The organism is Nonomuraea harbinensis, assembly GCF_019396385.1.
Lineage (GTDB): Bacteria > Actinomycetota > Actinomycetes > Streptosporangiales > Streptosporangiaceae > Nonomuraea > Nonomuraea ferruginea.
Genome location: NZ_JAHKRN010000036.1, coordinates 50,914 through 66,580, shown reverse-complemented (window position 1 = coordinate 66,580; position 15,667 = coordinate 50,914). Strand labels below are relative to the sequence as shown.

The window sequence follows — 15,667 nt, the reverse complement described above, 5'->3', positions numbered from 1 at the left end:
ATGTCGAAGGAGGCTCTCGTGGAAGCCGCAGACGGCCGCGTCATCTTGTTCCTCGTCATCGCGATCGCGCTGTTCATCGCCGGGCGCCGCTACCAGACGCTGGTCGCCACCCGCCAGGCGTGGCGTGACGCGATGAGACTGGTCATCGCGCGAAGGCAGGTGGCCGCCAGCGCCACCAGGTCCATGCTGTGGATGGCCGTCGTCAGCGGGTTCGTCCTCTGGCTGGTGGCCAACCTCAACCGGCTGATGTGACCCGCCGCCGCGCCATCCCCCACGCGGCGAGCACCGCCGCACCGGCCGCCACCAGGCTCACCGCCCGGGTCAGCCGCACCGCCCGCCGGATGTCGCCCACGCCCGGCGGCGGCCCGTCACCCATGGCCGGCCGGTGCTCCACCCTGCCGCCGTACACGTTGGCGCCGCCGAGCGTGACGTCGAGCGCGCCCGCGAAGGCGGCCTCGCACCGCCCGGCGTTCGGGCTCGGATGACGGTGCCCGTCGCGCGCCAGCACGGCCAGCGCCCGCCGCCGGTCCGGCGCGGCCAGCACGGTGATCAGCCCCGTGAGCCGGGCCGGCACGTAGTTGGCCACGTCGTCCAGCCGCGCCGCCGCCCACCCGAACCGCTCGTACCGCGGCGACCGGTGACCCACCATGGCGTCCAGCGTGTTGATCACCCGGTAGGCCAGCAGCCCCGGCACCCCCGCCACCACCCCCCAGAACAGCGGCGCCACCACCGCGTCGGAGGTGTTCTCGGCCAGCGACTCGACCGTCGCCCTCGCCAGCTCCGGCGCCTTCAGCCCCGACGGGTCGCGCCCGCACAGATGCGGCAGCCGCTCCCTCGCCGCCCCCAGATCTCCGGCCTCCAGAGCGGACGCCATGCAGGCCCCCTCCCGCGCCAGCGTCGTCGCGCCCAGCACCGCCCAGGTGGCCGCCGCGGTCGACACCGTGCGCGCCAGCGGGCTCCGGGCCCGCTCCGCCACCAACCCGGCCCCGGCCGCCACCCCGACACAGACCGCCACGTACCCCACGCCGTTCACCCGCGCGTCCCCGTACACCCTGCCCTCGAACCAGGACGCGGCCCGCCCGAACAACGCGACCGGATGCCCCCTCCTGGGATCGGCGAACACGGCGTCGAGCATCACCCCCAGCGCCAGCCCGGCGGCACGACCAGATCTCATGGAGGACATCCTGACGGACAGCCTTCGCGAAGGGTTCCGGGGGGTTCTGGCGGAGGTTCCTTGGCGGAGTCCCGGCGAACGGTCCTTTCGGAAGGTGCTTGCGGGGTCAGACCAGGTGCGCGCGCAGCCTGTCCTCGTGCGCGTCCATCCAGGCCGACGCCCGCCGGATCCGCTCACCCGCGCCACCGTCCCACAGCGTCGCCCAGCTCCCGCCGCCCGCCGCCCGCGCCTTCATCACCTCGTACGAGCGATGGAACCGCAACCGCGCCACCTCCAGCAGCCGCCGCCGCTCCCTCGGCCGCAACCCGTACGCGTCACAGAACAGCCGCACGCGCTCCCCCACGTCCACCCCGCGCAGCAACGGGTGCCGATCGACCGGATCCGCGATCGGCGCCCAGTGACGCAACGTCGTCACCACGTCGAACACCCGCGTCGTCGGCCGCGCCTGATCAAAATCGATCATGGCGTACGGGACCCCGTCCGCGAACACCACGTTGGCCGGCGTCAGATCGCAGTGACCGATCACCTCCGGCGGCGCGTCGTCGTTCGACCCGCCGTCCCACCCGCCACGCGCGAGCGGAAACCCCTCGGCCGCGTCGTGGAACCCGCGTAACAACCGCGCCAGATCAGCCAGCGCGCCGTCGGAGACCGACGCCGGACTCACCCCCGTCGCACCCGGCAGGTAGGTGAGCACCTCACGCCCCAGCGCGTCGAACCCGAGTACGCGCGGCGCTCCCCCGAAACCTGCGGCTTCCAGATGGCGGAGCAGGGCATGCACGGCAGGCGTCGACGACCTCGCCGGCCTGCGCACCGTGTCACCGACGCGCACCACGCCATCGGTCACATCCCCGCCCTGCAAGGGGATCTCATGCAGGAGCGTCGCGAACATGCCAAGACAGCTTAGACCCTCCCCCACCCCCTCGCGTGGGGTTTTTCATGCAGTTCAGGGTGATGGGAGGGGGGATCTGGGGATGAGGAGGTGACGGACAGGAACGCACGAGGGCGGTGAGGGCGGGCTGACACGGTGGAAAACGTGTGCATGACACGTCGCCGGATCATGCACAATAAGGCGAGAGCGCCCTTAGCTCAGCTGGACAGAGCATCGGACTTCTAATCCGACGGTCGCAGGTTCGAATCCTGCAGGGCGCGCTTATCGCGAGGCTATGACCTGCGAGTATTCGGCGCCTCAGGATCTGGCAGTCCAGCGGAGCCGCTTGGGGATCAAGGAGGACCGCCAGTTTCGGACGCCTCCCCCACGCGAACGCTCCGGGGGACCAGAGCCGCGCTCGCCTCCGCCGCCGCCCGAGCCATCTCCGGCAACACACTGGTGTAGGCATCCGACGTGATCGCTTGACTGGGGTGCCGCATCATCGCGCTCGGGGTCTTCATGTCGTCGCCCGCCGCCAGATACAGCGTCGCCGCGCCATGGCGAAGATCATGCAGCCGAATCGGAGGCAGTCCGGCGGCGAAGGCCAGCCGCTCGAAATGCTCCGACACCCAGTCCGGCTTCAGTTCGCTGCCGTCCTCCCGGGTGAAGATCCGTCCCGACTCACGCCATGCTCCCGCCGACGCCGGCCGTTCTTCATGCTGGCGCCGGTGGTGCGCCCGCAGGACGGCCAGGGTTCCCGAGTCGAGAGCCACCGGCGCGTCGCTGCCCTCGGTTTGGCCCGCCCTTCCTGTCCACGCACGTACGCATTCGCGGCGCGACGGGCCGTTTGCATGCGACCTCGACGCCTCAAGATCGCCAAGTGTCAACTGGAGTACTAGGCGGAAAGGTGACGCCGACGTGCATGGATTGCATCCATTCTTCATCGACAGAAGCTTCCACCAATGCTTCAGCCGTGACGAGTACGGCGCGGCCCCAGTGATCGTCCCATGATTCCTTGCCGCCAGGTGTGGTGGCGATCCACCGTTCGACACTGGCGAGATCGGGGTTCGGGTACCTGTCGCGACTTGCCGCGTCGAACTCGATCATGCGGCCGTCTTGATGGTGATAGGACACGATCGCCGGGACTTCGTCGCACCACGCAGCCCTCAGGCAAGGCCCTTGCCGCGCCAGGGCGGGAAGAGCACCGGGCGTAGGGCAATCGACGCTGTAGTCCAGGATGACAGTCCCTGTGCCGAGACGCCCGATGAGCATGTCGACATCGCCACCCAGGAATTTCATCGGCTCCGTGATCTCGGGCGGGATACGGCAGGACGCCAGGACGTCATCGGTCGTCGCGGCGGAGCACCATGTGAGCGCGAGGACGTTATTGGTGTACCCATTGAACCAGCGATAGTAGCTCTTATCGATCAAGGGGTTCCTTTTGGCCTATTGGCGGACCGCCCGCCGCCGAGATGATGAAGCCGGCGGCGAAACCTGTGGATCTGATGGGAAGGGGTGTACCTTCCCGAATCATCTGATCAGAGTTTCGGGATAAGGCCGACGCGCCACCATCGGTCGGGAAGCGCACCCGTGCCGCTTACCGTAGTGCCCGAGTTGCCCGCTGACGGCCACGGCGGCTCGGCCGCTCCTGCCTCGCCCTCGTTGATCGAGCAGATCGTTCGTGAGGGCGCCCGCAAGATGCTCGCGACCGCATTGCAGGCCGAGGTCGATGGCTACATCGCCGCCTTCGCCGGCGAGCGTGACGAGAAGGGCCTCCGGCTGGTCGTGCGCAACGGCCACCAACCGCAAAAGATACTCACCGCGGCCGACGCAATCGAGGTCACGGCCCTACGCCTCAACGACAAGCGCACCGACGAGGCCAGCGGCGGCGGTTCTTCTCGGCGATTCTGCCCGCTTGGGCCCGCAAGTCCTCCCCCATCGGCGAAGTGCTGCCGCTGCTGTACCGGCACGGCCTGTTGCGGCTCACTACTATTCCGCCATGCTTTTCGATCTTGCTGGGTACGCCTTCATGACCGCGTTCTTCGTCCTGTTCGCGGGCCTTCCCGCGGCCGGGGCCATCCCTGCCGCGATGCTCACCGCCCCGCCCGACCGCCACAAGGTCATGCGCTTGCGCTTCGTCGTCGTGGGACTGTTGGTGTCAATCGCCGGCGTCTTGTTGATGGGGCTCGGCGCCTGGCTGGGGCGGGAGGATTCGCGCTACGGCGCCATCGAATTCTTCGGGATGCTGCTGATCTCCCTCATAGGCGCGGGCCTGCTTGTCGCCGGTCTCGGCCCGCTGCCTTCGTGGCTGCTGCAGCTCTCAGGTCCGTACGTGGAACGGCTGCCGCTGCCCCTCCGCCTGGCTGCCCGGGACCTGGCCCACCGTCGTGGCCGCGCGGTGCTCGCGATCACGCTGACGATGATGGCGACGGCCTTCGGCATCGCACTGACGATCATCGCGGTCGGCGAAACAACGCAGAGCAGGGCCGAATACTCCCCCCAGGCCCGGCCGGGCAGCTTGTTGATCCGGCCAACCGCCTTGTTCGTGCAGCAACCCTTCTCGGCGGCCGATGCGAACACCGTACGAGCGGCGATCGAGCAGGAATTACCCGGGGTGCCGATCGCCCAGAGCGAGCGCCCCTCGGGCGAATCCTGGTACTTCGACGCGAGGGCGGAAAACGTCGAAATACCCGAGGAGTCCGTCTACTGGGACTATGCCATCGGTAACGAGAAACTGCTGCGGTACCTCACGGGCGATCAGTCGACACCGTACGACGAGAGCATGGCCGTGGTGATCACATCAGCCGAGGTGAAGCTCGACTCGGTCGAACTCTTCTACGAGATCAACGAGAACGATGAGACAGCGACGACCAGGACCGTCCCGGCGGTCATCACCAGGACCGCCGACCCGCACATGCAGACGATCTTCATCCCCTCGAAGATCGTTCGGGACCTCGGCTACCAGCTCCAACCGGACGAACTGATCGTCGACCCCACCCTCCGCCGGGTCACGGTGCAGGAGCAGGAGCGCCTCGACGACCGACTGGACGACGCGGTCGCGGAAACTTACGTCGAGCGGGGCTTCGAAGCTTCGACCTGGTGGATGCCCGTCGTCGCGGTGGCGCTTCTCATCGCCCTCGCGTGCACGCTGGCCACCGGATTCGGAAAGGCCGCCAACGCGCGCCAGGCCCGCGTCCTGAGGCGGGCGGGCAACGGATCAGCCATGGCCTTCCGGTGGTTCTGCGCTTTCCGCGCGGGTCTGAGCACCCTGTACGGAACGGTGCTTGGCGCGGTCGCCGGATGTCCCGCCGGGATGTTGCTGCTGTGGCCCCTGACGGTGCGTATCACGTGGGAAGAACCGGTACGGGTGCCGTTCGAGACTCCCTGGCCGGCGATCGCGGCCGTCGTCGTCGGCCTTCCCCTCCTCGCCGCCACCCTCGGTGCGATTCTCGCCCGCGAGCAGTCGTCGCGCTAGCGCCCTTCCCGCTCAGTATGGTGGCCGCGCTTGCCCTACTGGCCGGCTGTCGGTCTGGTGGCGCCCTTCGCCATGCTGGCAGTCTTCTTCGTCCAGCCGACGTATGGCTCTTGGGTGTCCCGGCCGCAGGTTCGAGTCCTGCAGGGCGCGCCGTCCAGACCAGCTCAAACACCGTCTGAGCTGGTCTTTTGTCCGGGTACGACTCGCGGCCCGCAGGATGGGGCCCGGCGGCGAACCGGGACCCTTGGTAGCGTGCGATCGAGGGCGTTGACGCGCATAGGTGGAGATGCCGTAGTTCCTCGCGCTCCGCCGGCCGCCCCCCTCCGACATCAGCAAGGCGTTCAGCGGCCTGGTCGCGTCATTCCGAGCGGAGCGACGACGGGAAGCGCAGCACCCAGCGGCGCTGCCAAGGGGTCTCGATGGCCCGACGGTGGTGGTGCTCGCGTGTCCAGGTGACGGCGTCGGCCGGGGCGAGGCCTGCCAGGATGGCCAGGCAGGCGACGACCGTGCCGGTGCGGCCGATGCCGCCTCCGCAGGCGACCTCCACCGCGGCGCCCGTCCGCGCTCGCTCGTACAGGGCACGGATCTGCTGGACGGCCGCGTCGCGGTCGCGGGGCAGCAGGAAGTCGGGCCACTGGATCCACGCGCGCGGCCACGGCAGCTCGCTCTCGTGGTGGCGGCGGAGCTTGTCGGAGCCCAGGTAGAGGCCGAAGTCGGGTCTGGGTCCCGGCGGCAGCGGATGGCGGAGGCCGCGGCCGCGGATCCAGGTGCCGTCGGGGAGCTGGAAGGCGCCTGCGAGGGGCGGTCCGCCCACCGCAGGGGTGTCCAAGGGGTCGCTCATGGGGTTCTCCCTGTGTTCTTCAGTGGGCGGCGCTGTCGGAGCGCCGCCGTTCGCGGTGTTTCGCGACATTGATCCGGTTACCGCACACGTCGGGCCTGCAGTAGATGCGACGCCCCCCGCGGCTGATGTCGACGAACACCCCGCGGCAGCCAGGGGCGGCGCAGGCGCGGAACCGGTCGTGCCCGAGCGCCCGGACCGCGCCGAGCAGCCCGATGCCGATGAGCGCGGCCAGTTCCTCGGCCAGCGGCGCGCCCGGCCTGGTGGGGACGTACCACTGCCACCGCCCGCCGGGATCGCGCTCCAGCACCGGCCGGAGTCCTGCCCGCCCGGCCAGCACGGCGCCGCCCGCGACGGCCTGGTCCTCCGTCTCGGTCTCCACGACGCCGCGGGCCTCCCGGCGCAGCAGGTGGACCTCACGGAGGTCGTCGTCGGTCGGCGGCCGGCCGTCCGCCACGGCGTCGAGCCGCAGCCCGTGCCCCGCGAGCAGTTCCATCACCGCGCCGGGAGTGGGCAGGGCGTCGCCCGCCGGGGCCTGCACGGTGGGCGAGGTGTTGGCCAGATCGCCGGCGAGAGTCGCCCCGACCGCGTAGTCGGTGATGGAGATCCGCATGTCGCACCTCGTTTCAGTAACCGAATAAACAAAACTATACCCCTTACATGGATCACGCGGGGTGCGGTGAACCGCAGGTTCAGACGGGCGGGTGCCTCATTCCGCCAGGTGAGCGGCTCGGCCTACCGTTCTTGGCCATGATCGGAAAGTTGTTCGATGTGCCACGCCGGCTGCTGGCCGGGCTGGCGGCCCTGCTCACCCTGGCCGCGGTGGTCACGTTCACGGCCATGGCGGACAGCACCATGCAGCCCCTGCCGGCCACCGCGCCTGACGACCAGTTCAGCGCCGGACGCGCGCTGGTGCACCTGAAGAAGTTCGCCGCCGGACCACGGCCCGTCGGCAGCCCGGCCGGCGACCGGGCCCGGGACTATCTGGCCGGTCAGCTGCGCGCGGCAGGGCTCGAGGTGGAGATCCAACGCTCGGTGGGTGCCCGTTCCGCGGCGGGGCTGGCGACGTTCGGCCAGGTCGACAACATCGTGGGCCGGCTGCGCGGAACGGACTCGACCGGCACCGTGCTCATCGCCGCGCACTACGACTCCGCGGCCATGGGACCGGGCGCCTCCGACGACGGCGCCGCGGTGGCCGCGATGCTGGAGACCGTCCGGGCGCTGCGCGGCGGCCCCGGCCCGCGCAACGACATCGTGCTGCTCATGTCGGACGGCGAGGAGGACGGCGTGCTCGGCGCCGAGGCCTTCGTCCGCGAGCACCCCCTGGGCAAGGCCGGCGGCGTGCTGCTGAACTGGGAGGCCCGCGGGGTCAGCGGCCCCTCGCTGATGTTCGAGACCTCCGCGGGCAACGCCCGCCTGGTCGAGACCTTCGCGGGAGCCGTCCCCGCGCCGCGCGGCCACTCCGCCATGGTGGAGGTGTATCGGCTGCTGCCCAACAACACGGACTTCACCCCGCTGACCAAGGCGGGCTTCACCGGCATGAACTTCGCCTACATCCAGCGTTCCTCGCTGTATCACACGGCGGGCGACACGATCGCCAACCTCAACCCGGGCAGCCTGCAACACCACGGCAGCAACATGCTGGCGCTGGCGCGCGCCCTCGGCGGCGCGGACCTGCGGACGCTGGACTCCGATCACGACGCCACCTACTTCCGCGCGCTCGGCACCATGATCACGTATCCCGGTCAGTTCGTCTGGCCGCTGGCGGTGCTGGCCGTCGTCGCGGTGGCGGGCCTGGCGCTGCTGGCCCGCGTCAGACGGCTGCTGAGCCTGCCACGGCTGATCGCGGCGACGGCCTCGGCCGTGGTGCCGCTGGCGGCGTCGGCCGTCTTGGCGCAAGGGCTGTGGGAACTGCTGGTGTCCTGGCGGCCCGCCTACGACCTGATGGGCGGGCTGCTGCACCGCCCGCAGCCGTACCGGGCGGCGATCGCGGTCCTGTGCGCGCTGACGGTCCTCGGCTGGTACCTGGTGCTGCGCCGCAGGCTCGGCCCGGCGGCGCTGGCGGTCGGGGCGCTGACCTGGTTCGCCGGGCTGGGCGTGCTGTGCGCCCAGGTCGCTCCCGGGGCGTCTTTCCTGTTCGCCCTGCCGGCGCTGACGGGCGCGCTCGGCTGGCTGGCCGCAGTCCTGCTCCGCACGCCTGCCTGGGCGCGGACGGTCGCGGCGATGCTGGGCCCGGTCACGGCCGCCATGCTGCTGCCGTCCCTGGCCGGGAACGTCTTCGACGGGATGGGGCTGGCGCTCGGCGGGGCGAGCGCGCTGGTGCTGGCCCTGTCCGGGCTGATCGTCGTGCCGATCGCGGAGCTGTTCCTGCCCGATCCCGCCATCCGGCCGAAGCGGGCCGCCGTCCTCGCGGCGCCCCTGACGGCTCTTCTCCTCGCGGCGGGGCTGGTCGTGGCCGGGTTCGTGGTGGACGACTTCGACGCCGACCGGCCGCGGCGCACGCATCTGGCGTACGTCATGGACGCCGAAACTCGTCGTGCCCACTGGGTCAGCGCCGACGTGGACCCGGCGCCGTGGACGAAGCGGTACGTGTCCGGCCATGACGCCTCCGCGCTGCCCCCGGGGTACGCACGCGGCACGCTGCGGACCGGACCGGCACCGGCGATCGCCGCCGAGGGCCCGCGAGCCGACGTCCTGGCGCACAGCGGGGACACGCTGAAACTGCGCGTGACCGCCGGGGAGGGCACGCGCTCGGTGACGCTACGGCTCGACCAGCCGATCAGCCACGCCACCGCGTCGGCCGGCCGGTTCGGGTCGGTGAGCGTGCCCGTCACCGGCACCCGAATCGGCACCTGGCCCTCGGAGATCCGCTTCCGCGGCCTCCCCGCCCGGGGAGTCCAGATCACCCTGCGCGTACCGGAGAAGGACCGGATCCGCCTCACGGTGATCGCCGAGACCGACGGGCTGACCGCGGTGCCGGGCTTCGTCCCCCGACCTCCTGACCTGGTCGCCGCCACCAGGGAGGACGGTGACCTCACCGCGGTCACGCGTGGTTACACCCTGACCAGGGGCTCCTAGATCCCACACCGCGGAGGCGGGGCGCCTGAGGCTGGTCTTGATGTCGACCAGCCTCGAACCCGTACAGGGCGGGCGGCGGAGCGTCCTGGACCGCGCGGCCGATAGCGGGACGTCAGCAGTTCTCGGCCGACGGTGCGCAGAATCGGACCTCGGGGTAGCGCGGGGAGGGCTTGTCCAGCAAGGGCTGCGCCTTGCCGCGCAGGTGCAGATCGAAGAAGGCGGCGACGTACTTGCGGGTGATGTCCATCGAGCGGGTTTCCTTCAGGCCGCCGCCGAGGTCCACGCCGAGCTGCTGGAGCAGCATGTCGTAGTCGGTGAAGGACGGATGCAGCGCGCCCTTCACCACCAGCCAGCGTTTCCACCCGGTCAGGTGCTCCCAGTCACGCTTCCAGGTGCTGTCGTCCGAGGGGGCGCCCATCAACATGAACGGTCGCGCCAGTCCGCTCTCGGGGATCGGGAGGAACATGCTGCCGTCCATGTTGATCCCGGCGCGCACCCGGGAGTCCTTCAGCATCGTCTCCGGGGCGGCGGCCCCGCCGATCGACTGGCCCGCCATCGCGATCCGGGCCGGATTGATCAGGGCGCTGCCTTTCCACGTGGGCCGCGGACCGGTCAACTGGTCGAGCACGAAGGGGATGTCGATCGCCCGGCTCCGGATCACCTTCTCGCCGAAGTCGTCGTCGTTGACGTTCTCGCAGGCGGCGCAGGTGGCGACCCTCCCGTCGGGGAAGGTGGTGGCGAAGTTCTCGTAGGTGTGGTCAATACTGGCCACCACGTACCCTCTGCTCGCCAGGTCCTCGGCCAGACCCGTGAGCGAGCTGCGAGGCCAGGTGAAGCCGGGCGACAGCACCACGAGCGGCAGACTGCGCCGGCGCCCCGACGGCTCGGCGCCGGTGAGGGCGTTCGTCCGCGTCCGGCTCAGCGCTTCTGGCGGTACGTTATCCAGTTCCTTGATCCCCGAGCCCTTCAGGAGCAGCTCCGATTCCTTGGGCGTGACGTACGGTGCGCGCCGCCCGGCACGCGCCACCGTCGGATACCAGAGGGAGACCATGAGCTCCCTCGCCTTGGCCGCGGGGACCCACGGGTCAGGGCGGGTGGTGTCGGTCAGGTGCAGGGAGGTCGTGCCGACGCGGTGAGGGCCGGTCGGCTTCGGGAGATACGGCGTGCCGGGCGCCGCGGCGGCGGAGGCCGGCGCCGAGACGATGGAGGCCGTGAGAGCGAGTAGTCCGGCGACCGCGGCCACGAGTACGGGCCTTCTTCGCGCTTGATGGGTACTGTCGTGTGCCATGGAGTCGATCTTGCGGTTCCGGATCGGCGCCGGCATCGGCCGCGAGTCCATCGCCCTCGGCCGAAAGGTCGATCTCCAGAGCTCATCGCCCCCGGGTGAAGGCGAGCGGCACTCCATGGGCGTCGTCAGCGGTGACGTAGAAGCCGCCGGGGGTGGTGTGGGTGGGGATCAGGTTGCCTTCGATGAGCGTTCGGGCGGAGGTCAGGTCGCGGACCGCGACGGTATGGGCGGCCAGCAGAGGCAGGGCGGGCACGGCGTGTCCGGGAAGGAAGTCGTCGAGCGAGGACTGCGGGATGATCTCCACTCGTCCGTGCCGCATGGGGAGCACACGCTTGGGGCCGTCGATCCACACGTCGGCGTCCAGCATGCGGGCGTAGCGCTCTTCGTGGCCGTCCATCTCGTCGTCGGGCACGACGAGCAGCACGCTGTGCAGTCCGATCGCGCCGTTGGGGTGATCGAGGTAGCGCGGCTGGTGGACGTACTGCGGGGTGAGATGCCGGGTGGCCTGAAGCGCCCCTTCGGGGGTGTGGGCGGCATCGATGCGGACGCTGTCGGCGCGGACGGTCCGCGGGCCGTCGGGGGTGGAGACCTCCCGTTCCAGTGCGCGGATTCCGGTGGAGACCAGGCCCGCGGCGCGCAGCCGTTCTTCGGTGGCGGCCACGTCCCGCGAGCCGAGGGTCATCAGCAGACCGCGGTACGTCCGGCGTAGCTGATGGACGCCCCAGGGGTCGGGAGCGGCGGGATCGACGATGCCGAGCAGTTCGATGAACGACTGCCCGAAGTAGGCGCACCGGTTGGCTGTACAGGTGGGCAGGAGCGGACCCCCGGGCCGTTCGGCGAGTCGGTGGGGCGAGACGGGGCTGAGGGTGAAGCCGAGGGCCTCATAGCGGGCGCAGGTCGCGGCGAGGTCGGTGGTGATGAGCACCGTGTGGTCGATGTAGTCGATGTCGGCGGTGTGTTCGGTCGGCATGCGTTGTCCTTGCTCGGTTCCTGATGATGTCGCGAGGGGTGTCACGCGGCCGCTGCGACGGCGGCGGCGATGAAGAGCACTTGAAGGGCTGTGCGGGCCGGCAGCGGGGTCACGGGTTTCCCGGCCAGGGTGAGGCCGCGGCGGGCCGCCGAGACGTTGGCGGGAAACATGGCGATCATCAGCAGCGCCAGCCCGATCGCCGCGTACGGCGCGACCGGCGCGAACAGCAACCCCACGGCGCCGGCCAGCTCCAGCACACCGGTGAGAGTGACCAGCAGGGCCGGGCGCGGGAACGACGGCGGGATCATCGCGACGAAGTCGCGGCGCCATGAGGGCAGGAAGTGGGGCACGCCGGTGAAGACGAACATCAGGGCCAGAGCGCCTCGCAGGGCCGGTTGCCAGGTGTCCAGCGCGTCGATGCCGGCCAGGCCGATGAGCCGCAGGACGACGAAGCCGCCGGTGAGGGCGATGAACGGAACCATCCCGTCCTCCAATCTTGTCACCGGATAGATTGGAGGAGGTTCGCCATCTTGTCAATGTCAAGCTAGGGTGTGGCCGTCACGTCGATCACCGGAACGCGGAGGTGGGGAACATCAGCCAGCCGTCCTACCACCACGGCAACCTGCGGCGCGTCATCATCGACGCCGCGCTCCAGGCCATCGGCGAATCCGGCCCGGCCGGATGGAGTCTGCGCGAGCTGGCCCGCCGCGCCGGCGTCTCTCACGCCGCTCCCGCCTACCACTTCGGTGACAAGCAAGGCCTGCTGACGGCCGTGGCCGCCGAGGGCTTCGCCATGTTCGCCGACGCTCTCGAGAGCGCGGCCGCCGACGTGTGGGAGGTCGGCGTCGCCTACCTCCGCTTCGCCCTCGACCACCGGCCCTACTTCGAGGTGATGTTCCGGCCCGAGCTCTACCGCGTCGACGATCCCAGCGTCCAGTCCGCGCACCAGCGCGCCGCGGACGTGCTCATCACCAGCGCCCACTCGCTGTCGCCGGGCCCGGAACACGACCGGACCACCACGGTCGCCGCCTGGTCGCTGGCCCACGGCTTCACCACCCTGTGGCTGAGCGGCGCCTTGCCGGAAAGCACGGACGGAGACCCGGAGGCCCTGGCCCGCTCGATGATCCGCCTCGTCTTCGGCGCCCTGGCGGGAGGATCGGCGCCCGGAGAGGACCGGACCGGATCGCGGCGCTAGGACCTGTGCCCGGCGGGCCGTCCGGATCGGCGTGAACCGTCGCCGCGCGAAGCCAGGGCAGGTTCGGATCCCGCAGCGCGCGGGTGTGGGGCCCTATTCAGCAGGACGACCTACCGTGGTCACTCCCCGTGCTCGGCGTCGAACGCCTCGCGGGCGCGCTCGACCTCCGGCATGGTGACCGTCGCCCAGCCCAGCAGCGCGTCGACGAGGTCCTGGAGGGTCTTTCCCAACGCGGAGATGCGATATTCGACGGCGACCGGGCGGGTGGCGATCACCACGCGGTCCACCATGCCGTTGCGCTCCAGCCTGCGCAGCGCGGCTGTCAGGGACTTCTGCGAGACCGTGGGGATCACCCGCCGCAGCTCGTTGAAGCGCCGGGGGCTTTCACAGAGCCTGTCGAGCACCAGCAGCGACCATTTGTCGAGCACCTGATCCAGCAGCTCCCGATGTTCGCGGGCGATCGGTGGGTGTCCGGCCTGGGCCGCGGTGGTTTCGTTCATGACACCTGGTCTCGTTGAGGTGGCCTTTCTGTACTAGGTATACATGAGATACCTGATTTCGCACAGAGAAGGACATCTCATGACCGTTGAGCTTTTCACCCCAGAAGGCATGTTCCAGCCGGTTCCCTACCACCATGTCTCGGTCTCCACAGGCACGCGACACGTCCACGTCGCCGGCCAGGTCGCGCGAGACGAGCAGGGGAACAAGGTCGCCACGGGCGACTTGGCGGGGCAGATCGCGCACGCTCTGCGCAGTACGGCCCGTGGTCTGGCGGGCGCGGGAGCGAGCTTCTCCGACGTCGTACGCCTCCGGTTCTTCGTCACCGGCTGGCAGCCGGAGAAGTACACCGAGTTCATGGCGGGCATCGAGAGCGTGGTGGACGAACTGGGGATCCCCCAGCCGTTGCCGCCGCTCTCGGCGATCGGCGTGGACTACCTCTTCGAGCCCGACGTGCTGGTGGAGGTGGAGGCGGAAGCAGTCCTCGACTGAAGGGGCCCCCGAGGAAGCCGCGGGGGCGGAGCCTTCGGTCCGCGCAGGGCGACGTAGACGAACAGCGCGCCCATGACGGCGACGCCCGCCCACATGGCCTGCTGCCAGCCGTCGACGAAGGACTGCCGGGCGGCGTGGACCAGGTCCTGCGCGTGCGGGCCCGCGCTGCCGGCCGCCTCGACGGCGTTGGCGACACCTGCGCGCGGTGTCCGCGAGACCCTGGGGAATGCCCCGCAGGCGGTCGTCCACGGCGCCGCGGTAGCCGGCGGACAGCAGCGCTCCCAGCAGGGCGACGCCGAGGGCGGTGCCGAACTCGCGGGTGACGTCGTTGAGCGCGGACGCGACACCCTGCTTCTCGCGCGGCAGGGAACTGGTGATGGCCTCGGTGGAGGGGGCCATCGACAGGCCCATGCCGATGCCCATGGCGAGCATGCCGGGCAGGATGGTCAGGTAGCCGCCGTCGGCGGAGACGAACAGGGCCATGAGGGCCAGCGCGATGCCCGCAGCCATGGTCGAGCGGGAGCTGCTGGGGCACCGGCGCTTCCGTCTTGAGACCAACCAGGCCGCCGAGTTCCCCACCATGCTGCCGCACGCCATCGGCGCCGAAGGCGGACCGTGTGAGATTCTGGGCATCTTCGACCGCGACGCCCGCCGCGGACACCAGCGCGACAACGGCGGCGGCTGCGACACGCCCGGCACCCGCGCATGACGTCGACGACATGCCCGCCTCGTACGGCCGGCCGCGCCGGCGCTTCTCATCCCTCGGCGCGGACCTCGGCGATCACGTCCCGCAGCACGTCGTCCAGAGAGTGCGTCGACCGCCATCCCGTCAGGGTCCGCAGGCGCCCGGTGTCCGGCACCCGTTGCAGCGGCTCCTCCGAGTGCGGTCCGTACACCTCCTCGTGCGGGACGAAGACGATTTCCGAGTCCGAGCCCGCGAGCTCGATGACGCGTCTGCCGAGATCCAGGATGCTCGTCTCCTCCGACGACCCGAGGTTGAACGTGCCGCCGATCGACCGCTCGTTCTCCAGCAGCAGGAGCATCGCGGTCACCGCGTCGTTGACATGCAGGAAGCACCGGGTCTGGCTGCCGTCGCCGTAGATGGTGACCGGCTCGTTCGCCACGGCCTGGCGGACCAGCCGGGGCACCACCATGCCGTAGGCCGGGCTCTGCCGGGGGCCCACGGTGTTGAAGAAGCGCACGATGATCGTGTCCAGCCCGCGCTCCCGGTGATAGGCGTTGACCAGGCACTCGTCCACGGCCTTCGCCAGGCTGTAGGACCAGCGGGCGACCTCGGGCCGGCCCAGCACGTGGTTCGCGTCCTCCCGCAACGGCATCTCCCGGCTCTGGCCGTAGACCTCGCTCGTGCTGGCCAGCAGGACCTTCTTGCGAAAGGCGTCGGCCGCCTGCATGACCACCTGCGTGCCGCGCACGTTGGTGATCAGCGAACCGAGCGTCCGGCTCACGATCAGCCGGACGCCGACCGCCGCCGCCAGGTGCACGACCACGTCGCAGCCCTCGACCAGCTCCGCCACCAGCCCTTCGTCCAGCACCGAGCCCTTGACGAAGGTGAAGCACCCGCCGGCCGTGTGCGCGGCGAGGTTGTGGCCCGTGGACAGGTCGTCCAGGACGACCACGGAATGGCCTTGTGCGAGGACCGCTTCACCGAGATGGGATCCGATGAAGCCGGCCCCTCCAGTGATCAGGTATCTCACGGTTGTTCCTGGCAGAAATGGATGGGCAGCCGTGACGCATACGATTCATAGAGCATAATCGAAATGCTCTGCCGTG

16 protein-coding genes, 2 tRNA genes and 2 pseudogenes are annotated in these 15,667 nt (G+C 70.2%); 9 read left to right on the top strand and 11 right to left on the bottom strand.

Translation table 11 applies throughout. The features are described from left to right. Nucleotides 1-18: 18 nt before the first annotated feature. Complete coding sequence (locus KME79_RS30580; protein WP_219547997.1) at nucleotides 19-252, top strand: hypothetical protein; 234 nt, start codon at nucleotides 19-21, stop codon at nucleotides 250-252. Here the strand turns inward: KME79_RS30580 and KME79_RS30575 are convergent. Both KME79_RS30575 and KME79_RS30570 read right to left on the bottom strand, forming a co-directional pair. After that, on the bottom strand, nucleotides 236-1,174 hold the full coding sequence (locus tag KME79_RS30575; protein ID WP_372452496.1) for a cobalamin biosynthesis protein: 939 nt from the start codon (nucleotides 1,172-1,174) through the stop codon (nucleotides 236-238). The two genes, KME79_RS30580 and KME79_RS30575, sit on opposite strands and share 17 nt — an antisense overlap. A gap of 106 nt (nucleotides 1,175-1,280) precedes the next feature. Beyond that, nucleotides 1,281-2,063: a phosphotransferase gene (locus KME79_RS30570; RefSeq protein WP_219547993.1), complete on the bottom strand. Its 783-nt coding sequence runs from the start codon at nucleotides 2,061-2,063 to the stop codon at nucleotides 1,281-1,283. A 186-nt stretch (nucleotides 2,064-2,249) separates the two neighbouring features. Here KME79_RS30570 and KME79_RS30565 point away from each other — a divergent pair. Beyond that, nucleotides 2,250-2,323, top strand: a tRNA-Arg gene (locus KME79_RS30565). 72 nt (nucleotides 2,324-2,395) lie between these two features. Here KME79_RS30565 and KME79_RS30560 read toward each other — a convergent pair. Together KME79_RS30560 and KME79_RS30555 are read right to left on the bottom strand one after the other, a co-directional pair. Further along, complete coding sequence (locus tag KME79_RS30560; RefSeq protein ID WP_219547991.1) at nucleotides 2,396-2,815, bottom strand: tyrosine-type recombinase/integrase; 420 nt, start codon at nucleotides 2,813-2,815, stop codon at nucleotides 2,396-2,398. Nucleotides 2,816-2,909: 94 nt separating this feature from the next. Beyond that, on the bottom strand, nucleotides 2,910-3,473 hold the full coding sequence (locus KME79_RS30555) for a hypothetical protein (protein ID WP_219547989.1): 564 nt from the start codon (nucleotides 3,471-3,473) through the stop codon (nucleotides 2,910-2,912). A 174-nt stretch (nucleotides 3,474-3,647) separates the two neighbouring features. Between KME79_RS30555 and KME79_RS45485 the strand changes: the two are divergent. From KME79_RS45485 to KME79_RS30545, 3 genes and pseudogenes are all read left to right on the top strand, one after another. After that, nucleotides 3,648-4,018 (top strand): annotated as a pseudogene (locus KME79_RS45485) (IS256 family transposase); the annotation flags it as partial. 23 nt (nucleotides 4,019-4,041) lie between these two features. Continuing rightward, the gene (locus KME79_RS30550; RefSeq protein WP_219547987.1) at nucleotides 4,042-5,517 is read left to right on the top strand and encodes a hypothetical protein; all 1,476 of its coding nucleotides are present in this window, start codon (nucleotides 4,042-4,044) and stop codon (nucleotides 5,515-5,517) included. A 60-nt stretch (nucleotides 5,518-5,577) separates the two neighbouring features. Then, nucleotides 5,578-5,667: transfer RNA gene (locus tag KME79_RS30545), tRNA-OTHER, on the top strand. Between the two features lie 208 nt (nucleotides 5,668-5,875). Here KME79_RS30545 and KME79_RS30540 read toward each other — a convergent pair. Both KME79_RS30540 and KME79_RS30535 read right to left on the bottom strand, forming a co-directional pair. Further along, on the bottom strand, nucleotides 5,876-6,358 hold the full coding sequence (locus tag KME79_RS30540) for a protein-tyrosine phosphatase family protein (protein WP_219547985.1): 483 nt from the start codon (nucleotides 6,356-6,358) through the stop codon (nucleotides 5,876-5,878). A gap of 19 nt (nucleotides 6,359-6,377) precedes the next feature. Next, nucleotides 6,378-6,968, bottom strand: coding sequence for a CGNR zinc finger domain-containing protein (locus KME79_RS30535; RefSeq protein ID WP_219547983.1), 591 nt, complete (start codon nucleotides 6,966-6,968; stop codon nucleotides 6,378-6,380). Nucleotides 6,969-7,105: 137 nt separating this feature from the next. On the opposite strand from KME79_RS30535, the gene KME79_RS30530 reads away from it, so the two are divergent. After that, complete coding sequence (locus KME79_RS30530; protein WP_246640685.1) at nucleotides 7,106-9,433, top strand: M28 family peptidase; 2,328 nt, start codon at nucleotides 7,106-7,108, stop codon at nucleotides 9,431-9,433. Nucleotides 9,434-9,545: 112 nt separating this feature from the next. Here the strand turns inward: KME79_RS30530 and KME79_RS30525 are convergent, their stop codons facing one another. The 3 genes from KME79_RS30525 to KME79_RS30515 all read right to left on the bottom strand — a co-directional run bounded on the left by KME79_RS30525 (nucleotide 9,546) and on the right by KME79_RS30515 (nucleotide 12,194). Continuing rightward, nucleotides 9,546-10,721: an alpha/beta hydrolase family protein gene (locus tag KME79_RS30525; protein ID WP_219547979.1), complete on the bottom strand. Its 1,176-nt coding sequence runs from the start codon at nucleotides 10,719-10,721 to the stop codon at nucleotides 9,546-9,548. Between the two features lie 82 nt (nucleotides 10,722-10,803). Beyond that, a complete protein-coding gene (locus tag KME79_RS30520; RefSeq protein WP_219547977.1) occupies nucleotides 10,804-11,691 on the bottom strand; it encodes a VOC family protein in 888 nt (295 codons plus the stop codon). Between the two features lie 41 nt (nucleotides 11,692-11,732). Then, complete coding sequence (locus KME79_RS30515) at nucleotides 11,733-12,194, bottom strand: DoxX family protein (RefSeq protein ID WP_308249107.1); 462 nt, start codon at nucleotides 12,192-12,194, stop codon at nucleotides 11,733-11,735. Between the two features lie 80 nt (nucleotides 12,195-12,274). On the opposite strand from KME79_RS30515, the gene KME79_RS30510 reads away from it, so the two are divergent. Then, entirely contained in the window at nucleotides 12,275-12,886 is a 612-nt protein-coding gene (locus KME79_RS30510) for a TetR/AcrR family transcriptional regulator (protein ID WP_271279896.1), read from the top strand. A gap of 119 nt (nucleotides 12,887-13,005) precedes the next feature. On the opposite strand, the gene KME79_RS30505 is transcribed toward KME79_RS30510, so the two are convergent. Beyond that, the gene (locus tag KME79_RS30505; RefSeq protein ID WP_219547975.1) at nucleotides 13,006-13,386 is read right to left on the bottom strand and encodes a winged helix-turn-helix transcriptional regulator; all 381 of its coding nucleotides are present in this window, start codon (nucleotides 13,384-13,386) and stop codon (nucleotides 13,006-13,008) included. Between the two features lie 79 nt (nucleotides 13,387-13,465). On the opposite strand from KME79_RS30505, the gene KME79_RS30500 reads away from it, so the two are divergent. Beyond that, nucleotides 13,466-13,876 carry a RidA family protein gene (locus KME79_RS30500; RefSeq protein WP_148029823.1) on the top strand — a complete coding sequence of 137 codons (411 nt, stop codon included), beginning with the start codon at nucleotides 13,466-13,468 and terminating at the stop codon, nucleotides 13,874-13,876. A 523-nt stretch (nucleotides 13,877-14,399) separates the two neighbouring features. Beyond that, nucleotides 14,400-14,585: pseudogene (locus KME79_RS30495) on the top strand (XRE family transcriptional regulator); the annotation flags it as partial. Between the two features lie 46 nt (nucleotides 14,586-14,631). Here the strand turns inward: KME79_RS30495 and KME79_RS30490 are convergent. Continuing rightward, nucleotides 14,632-15,591, bottom strand: coding sequence for an NAD-dependent epimerase/dehydratase family protein (locus tag KME79_RS30490; RefSeq protein WP_219547973.1), 960 nt, complete (start codon nucleotides 15,589-15,591; stop codon nucleotides 14,632-14,634). Nucleotides 15,592-15,667 lie beyond the last annotated feature (76 nt).

What these genes read in the sequence shown, in the direction of transcription:
- KME79_RS30505 (WP_219547975.1), bottom strand. Translation starts at nt 13,386, where the DNA reads ATGAACGAAACCACCGCGGCCCAGGCCGGACACCCACCGATCGCCCGC.
- KME79_RS30550 (WP_219547987.1), top strand. Translation starts at nt 4,042, where the DNA reads ATGCTTTTCGATCTTGCTGGGTACGCCTTCATGACCGCGTTCTTCGTC.
- KME79_RS30540 (WP_219547985.1), bottom strand. Translation starts at nt 6,358, where the DNA reads ATGAGCGACCCCTTGGACACCCCTGCGGTGGGCGGACCGCCCCTCGCA.
- KME79_RS30535 (WP_219547983.1), bottom strand. Translation starts at nt 6,968, where the DNA reads ATGCGGATCTCCATCACCGACTACGCGGTCGGGGCGACTCTCGCCGGC.
- KME79_RS30530 (WP_246640685.1), top strand. Translation starts at nt 7,106, where the DNA reads ATGATCGGAAAGTTGTTCGATGTGCCACGCCGGCTGCTGGCCGGGCTG.
- KME79_RS30520 (WP_219547977.1), bottom strand. Translation starts at nt 11,691, where the DNA reads ATGCCGACCGAACACACCGCCGACATCGACTACATCGACCACACGGTG.
- KME79_RS30575 (WP_372452496.1), bottom strand. Translation starts at nt 1,174, where the DNA reads ATGAGATCTGGTCGTGCCGCCGGGCTGGCGCTGGGGGTGATGCTCGAC.
- KME79_RS30500 (WP_148029823.1), top strand. Translation starts at nt 13,466, where the DNA reads ATGACCGTTGAGCTTTTCACCCCAGAAGGCATGTTCCAGCCGGTTCCC.
- KME79_RS30570 (WP_219547993.1), bottom strand. Translation starts at nt 2,063, where the DNA reads ATGTTCGCGACGCTCCTGCATGAGATCCCCTTGCAGGGCGGGGATGTG.
- KME79_RS30525 (WP_219547979.1), bottom strand. Translation starts at nt 10,721, where the DNA reads ATGGCACACGACAGTACCCATCAAGCGCGAAGAAGGCCCGTACTCGTG.